We start from the raw sequence: 5,481 nt of genomic DNA on the forward strand, positions 1-5,481 counted from the left end.
GCCGCTTCCTCATAAGTCGTCGGGGCTTTCTGAAAGCGGAAAGGGGGGCCGTCCACGAATGGGGCACGAATACACGAATCATTTGTGTATTCGTGTTGAATTCGTGGCCGGCACCGCCCCTCCAATACCGTATTCTCACCCTCCCTCGGCGAAGGGGGGGGAGGAGGGATGAAAACAGGGATTGGGGGGCGGCCTTACGGCCCTTCGGGCCATGGGGAGAGAGGAGAAAAAATCTTTCGAGGGTGAGGGTGGGAGCCTTTGGCCCCAGCCCCATCCCGAAGACCCTCCGATCAAAGACGGACAAAACCGGCGGGAAATCTCCACCGCGCATTCCCCTGGTTTGCCAAATCCCTCCACCTCGACGAAAATGAATAGCCTTCGGAATTGCGTCGCGGATCTTCACCGGAGGCCCATGGTCTTTCCCCCATCCGGGGGGCCATGGGGTCAAAGGCCTAAAAGGCGGCCCGGCCTCAAGCTCCGGGGCAGATTCGCGGCGGGGCTCCTGAATTGGATCCTGTTCCGGCGTGGCCCATGGCGATCCGACTCGATTTTCCGCTCACAATCCAGACCGATCGAACGGTCTGGCTGGAAACCCGCCATCCCGAGTATGAGCGGGCTCGGGATGCCCTGGCCCGTTTCGCGGATCTGGAACGGAGCGCCGGGCCGATCCATGTCTACCGCATCACCCCGCTCTCGGTATGGAACGCGGCCGCCCTGGGCCTTACGGCGGAGATGATCCTGGGGGATCTCGAGCAGTTCAGCGGCGGCCATGTCCCCGAAGCGCTCCGTCAGGAGATTCAGGCGTGGATGGCTCGTTATGGGCGGCTCCGATTAGAGATGGAAAACGGCCGACTCTGGCTGGTCGCGGACGATCCAGCGCTCCTGGCTTGGGCCACGAGTCAGCCTGTGGTCGTCCCCTTCCTCCGGACCGCTCCGGGGGCTCCGGTCCGGGATCGGGCGGAGGTGGAACCCCGGGCCCGTGGACATCTGAAGCAGGCGCTCCTTTATCTGGGTTACCCGGTGGAGGACGCGGCGGGATACGTCGAAGGGGCGCGTCTGGATCTGCGCCTGCGCGTCGCCTCGCGGTCGACCGGTGAGCCGTTCCGCCTGCGGCCTTACCAGGAGGAGGCCATCGAGGCTTTCCTTCAGGCGGGGAGTGGGGTGATTTCGCTTCCATGCGGGGCTGGGAAGACCGTAGTCGGCCTGGGGGTGATGGCCCGGTTGCAGACGGCCACGCTGATCATCGCCACCAGCACCGTCGCCGCCCGCCAATGGATCGCCGAGATCCTGGATAAGACCGATCTGAGCCCGGATCAGGTCGGGGAATACACGGGCCATCGGAAGCAGATCCGCCCGGTGACGGTGGCCACCTACGCCATCCTCACTCACCGCCCCCGACGAGATTTCGAAGAGGATCTTCTCCGCCAGTTTCCGCATTTCCGCCTGTTCAACGCCCTGGACTGGGGGCTGATCATCTACGATGAGGTCCATCTGCTTCCCGCGCCGGTCTTCCGCATCACGGCCCACCTCCAGGCCCGGCGCCGCCTGGGGCTGACCGCCACCTTGGTGCGGGAGGATGGCCTGGAACGGGAGGTGTTCGCCCTGATCGGCCCTAAGCGCTACGAGGCGCCTTGGCGGGAACTGGAGGCGCAAGGCTGGATCGCCGCGGTGGAATGCCACGAGGTCCGAGTCCCAATGGGGCCGGAGGACCGGCTTCGATATGCAACGGCGGAAGAGAACGAACGGTATCGCTTGGCGGCGACCAACCGGGCGAAGGAGCCCGTGATCCGTCAGTTGCTGGAAAAGCATCGGGAAGATTCAGTGCTGATCATCGGCCACTATCTGGATCAGCTGGAACGGATCGCCCGGGCGATCCGTGCTCCGCTGATCACGGGCCGCACGCCAGTGGCCGAGCGAGAGCGACTCTTCGAGCAATTGCGCCGGGGAGAGATCCGCCGTCTGGTGGTCTCGCGGGTGGGCAACTTCGCCATCGATCTCCCGGATGCCAACGTGCTCATCCAGGTTTCGGGGACCTTCGGATCGCGTCAGGAAGAGGCCCAGCGTTTGGGCCGGATCCTTCGCCCCAAGCGGAACGGGGTCCTGGCGCATTTCTACACCTTGGTCACCCGGGATACTGTGGATCAGGATTACGCAGCCCGGCGCCAGCTGTTCTTGACGGAGCAGGGCTATCGCTATGAGATCCTCGAGGCGGAGGAACTGCCGGCTTATCGTCCAGCTGTCGCGGATGTTCCCGCCTGGTATCGTTCCCTGCCCGGGACACGCTCCGATGGGCAAGGACCTTCCTCCGATGGGCGCGGATCGCTGGCTTGATGGATTCCCCCGCTCGCTCCTGATCGAGGCGTTCCGTCTATGGTCCTCCGGCCGGATCCACTGGCGTCCCGGAGACGGAGACGCGCTTTTCGTGACCGTTTCTTCCCCGCCCCGATCGAAATACGCCGGAAGCGTTTCCAGGGAGATGAAATGGCGGCGCCCTCGACACGGGGAGGAGATCCGTCTGGAGGCGTTGTGCGAGCGAGGCTGCAGCTGTCGAAGCGGGAAGCCGTGCGTTCACGAGGTGGCGGCCTGGCTCGCCCTGGTGCTGGATGTCGGCCCCGTGCCGGAGGAGGGCCTGGAGGATCTGCGGCGGCTGGAAGCTCAGCTACAGCAGCGGACCGCTGAGGAGTTGCTTCGCATCGCTCGCCTTCGGGGATGGGCACTCCCCCGTGGGCGAAAGCCGGAACTCGCGCGCCGGCTGGCGGCCCGGCTTTTTCTCTACCTGCGATTGGGATTGTGGCAGGAGGAGCTGGACCCGGAGCTGGAGGGCCTCCTGGGTCTGATCCGCTTGCTGGGGACCGAGCGGGTGGACCTAGAGGATCTCGAAACGCGGTGGATTCGCCAGACCGGAGCGGAACGCCGAGCGTTCCGGCAGATCTGGAACCGGGCGATCCGGAAAGGGCTGTTAATCCCCTGCGCCCTGGGCCATGAGGCACGACCCCGCCCCCATGCCCATCTCGCGGCGGCCCTGGAGATCTCCGCGCTCCCGAACCCCGCTTTCCCCTTCACCGTCTATCGTAGCTTCCCGCCTGACCGGATCGTGGCGGCACCCCCCCTGGCCCCGCTGTTGCGCGAGGCCCGTCGCGAGCTGCTCCCCCGGCGCATGGGAGTCACCTTCCGTGTGCATCCCCGGGCGAGCCTTTTCCCCTGGTTGTGGGGATGGCCTCATGATCCGGAGGAGGTGGACGCTCTCCTCGCCCGACATCCCTGGGGGCCTCCTCCTTATGAGTGGATCACGGTGCCGGTGAGCTGGCTGGTCTCCGGATCCGTCGAGGCGGTGATGGAACGGATCGGGCTGCCGTGGGAAGGCGCAGCGTTCCTGGTGGAGGCGATGTGGCGGCTTTCCGGTGTGCCCCTGGGAGAGCGCTTTCCGGCCTCGCCGGCCCCCTGGGAGGCGGACGATAGGGAGCTTATGGATCGGCTGTGGGAGCTGTGGCGGAGCGGTGCCACCCTGTTTGAGATCCTCTGGCTCCAGCGGCGGGATCCAACGGTTCGATTGTGGCGGTCCATTGGCTGGACCGGAGGGATGGAACGGCTCTATTACGAATGGGGATTGGGCCGGCAGGCCCTGATCCGCCTGCTGGAAGGATTGCCGGATGAATGGGTGGACTGGACCGATGTGGCCCGGGCGCTGGAGGTCGCACGGCCGCTCGGATTTGCAGGCCCAGCGATCGACCGGCCCTGGCGGCTGGCCCGTGGCCATCCGGCTCAGGAGCCGCTCTCCCTCGCGGAGCACCTGCGAGCGTATCTCGAGGGCGCGCTGTTCTGGCTGGGGGCAGTGGCCCTCGCCTATGAAAGGGACGATTTGCGGGCGTTCCGCCTGACGCCGCGCGGCCGCCGCTGGATCCGGAGGGAAGCGGGGAAAGGTGGGTCTACTGTAGAAGGAACCCTCGAGCCGGCATCCCTGCCGGAGACTCGATGGCTGGATGAGCGGACCTGGTCGGTGCGGCCGGGTCCGGAGTCGGCCCGTCTGCTATGGCTTTCGAGCCGCCTGGGCCGGCCGACCGGCTCCCCGTTCGTATTTACCCTGGATGAAACGCGGATCGAGAGGATGCTCCGGGAGGGGTATCGGCCCGAAGAGATCCTGGGGCTCTTTGAGGCCTCCGGCCTGTCGCCTGCTCCCAGCCTGCGCCGGGCGCTCCAGAAGACCTGGGCCCGCCTGAGCCGGGTGCAGGCCTTTGAGAACGTGACGCTCTTAGAGACCGGAGATCCGCTCCTCTTACAGGAGCTCCTCGCAGCCACCTCCTTGGACTCCGCCATCCTGGGCTGGCTGGCGCCTAACCTGGTCATCATTGAGGAATCCGCCCTCGAGCGCCTGCAAAAGGAAATGCGGGAGCGAGGATATTATCCCACCGTCGTGAGGGGATGACGGTCTCCCCTTATTACCGAAGGGCCGCGGGGGGAGGGACCCTCCCCTCTGGGGATGGGCTTCCGTTGTCCGATTCCCGAATTTATAACGGGCCAAAGCACTGCGGGTGAAGCCTGGCACAAGCCCTTGATCTTGATGAAGAAGGGCTCCCCCTTGATCTTTGTGAGCAGGAGGATGCCATGAACAAGCACCCTCTTTTTATCGCTTTTCTTTGTTTCGCAGTTGCCACTTCAGCCTGTGGCCGTGCAGATAGTGGAAAGAAGACGATCACGTATTCTCGCGTGGTGGATTTGAGCCATGTCATCGATACGAATATTCCCCTCTGGCCGGGCGATCCACCGGTGGAATTCGAAGTGGTCGCCGATTTTGCGACCCATGGCTACTATCTGCGACGGTTCTCGATCGGCGAGCACAGCGCCACGCATATGAACGCCTCGAATAGTTTCGTGGAGGGCGGTCGAGGGATCGACGCCTATCCGCCGGAGTCCCTGGTCGTGCCCGCCGTAGTGATCGACATTCGGGAGAAGGCGGCGGCGAACCCGGACTATGCGCTGACCGTGGAGGATGTGCTCGACTGGGAGAGGAAGCACGGAAGGATTCCGAAGGGCAGCGTGGTGATTCTCTTTACGGGATGGCAGTATAAGTGGAGCGATCCGAAGGCCTTCATGGGCCTGGACGCTGAGGGCGGATTGCACTTTCCGGGCTTTGAGGGCACGACTGCCCGGTTTCTCTTTGAGGAACGCGGGGTGGCGGGGCTGGGCACCGATACTCATGGCCTGGATCCGGGCCAGGATACCACCTTCGCGACCAATGTGGAAGTCGCCCGGCGCAACGGCATCGCGTTGGAGTGTCTGACCAACCTGGATCAACTGCCGCCCACCGGCGCGACGCTGGTGCTGGGCATTCTACGCCTCAAGAACGGATCGGGGACGCCGCTTTCCGTGATGGCATTCGTGCCCTAATCCGCCCGATTATCCGATGGGACGGAGTGCCTTGTCCAGTTATAGACTGGGGGTTCGAGGAACCGAAGCCTGTCCAGAAGGCCATGGCCCCTCCCC

Annotated in this window: 3 protein-coding genes; all 3 read left to right on the forward strand. The window is 64.6% G+C overall.

What is annotated here, in order from left to right; all coding sequences use genetic code 11:
- The first annotated feature begins 531 nt into the window (after nt 1-531).
- Nucleotides 532-2,331 (forward strand): DNA repair helicase XPB, encoded by a 1,800-nt coding sequence (locus NZM16_RS10985; RefSeq protein WP_295480369.1) that lies wholly within the window; start codon nt 532-534, stop codon nt 2,329-2,331.
- A gap of 145 nt (nt 2,332-2,476) precedes the next feature.
- Nucleotides 2,477-4,423, forward strand: coding sequence for a hypothetical protein (locus NZM16_RS10990; protein ID WP_295480371.1), 1,947 nt, complete (start codon nt 2,477-2,479; stop codon nt 4,421-4,423).
- Between the two features lie 179 nt (nt 4,424-4,602).
- A complete protein-coding gene (locus NZM16_RS10995) occupies nt 4,603-5,385 on the forward strand; it encodes a cyclase family protein (protein ID WP_295480373.1) in 783 nt (260 codons plus the stop codon).
- Nucleotides 5,386-5,481 lie beyond the last annotated feature (96 nt).

Source organism: Thermoflexus sp. (genome assembly GCF_025055495.1).
GTDB lineage: Bacteria > Chloroflexota > Anaerolineae > Thermoflexales > Thermoflexaceae > Thermoflexus.

What these genes read in the sequence shown, in the direction of transcription:
- NZM16_RS10985 (WP_295480369.1), top strand. Translation starts at nt 532, where the DNA reads ATGGCGATCCGACTCGATTTTCCGCTCACAATCCAGACCGATCGAACG.
- NZM16_RS10990 (WP_295480371.1), top strand. Translation starts at nt 2,477, where the DNA reads ATGAAATGGCGGCGCCCTCGACACGGGGAGGAGATCCGTCTGGAGGCG.
- NZM16_RS10995 (WP_295480373.1), top strand. Translation starts at nt 4,603, where the DNA reads ATGAACAAGCACCCTCTTTTTATCGCTTTTCTTTGTTTCGCAGTTGCC.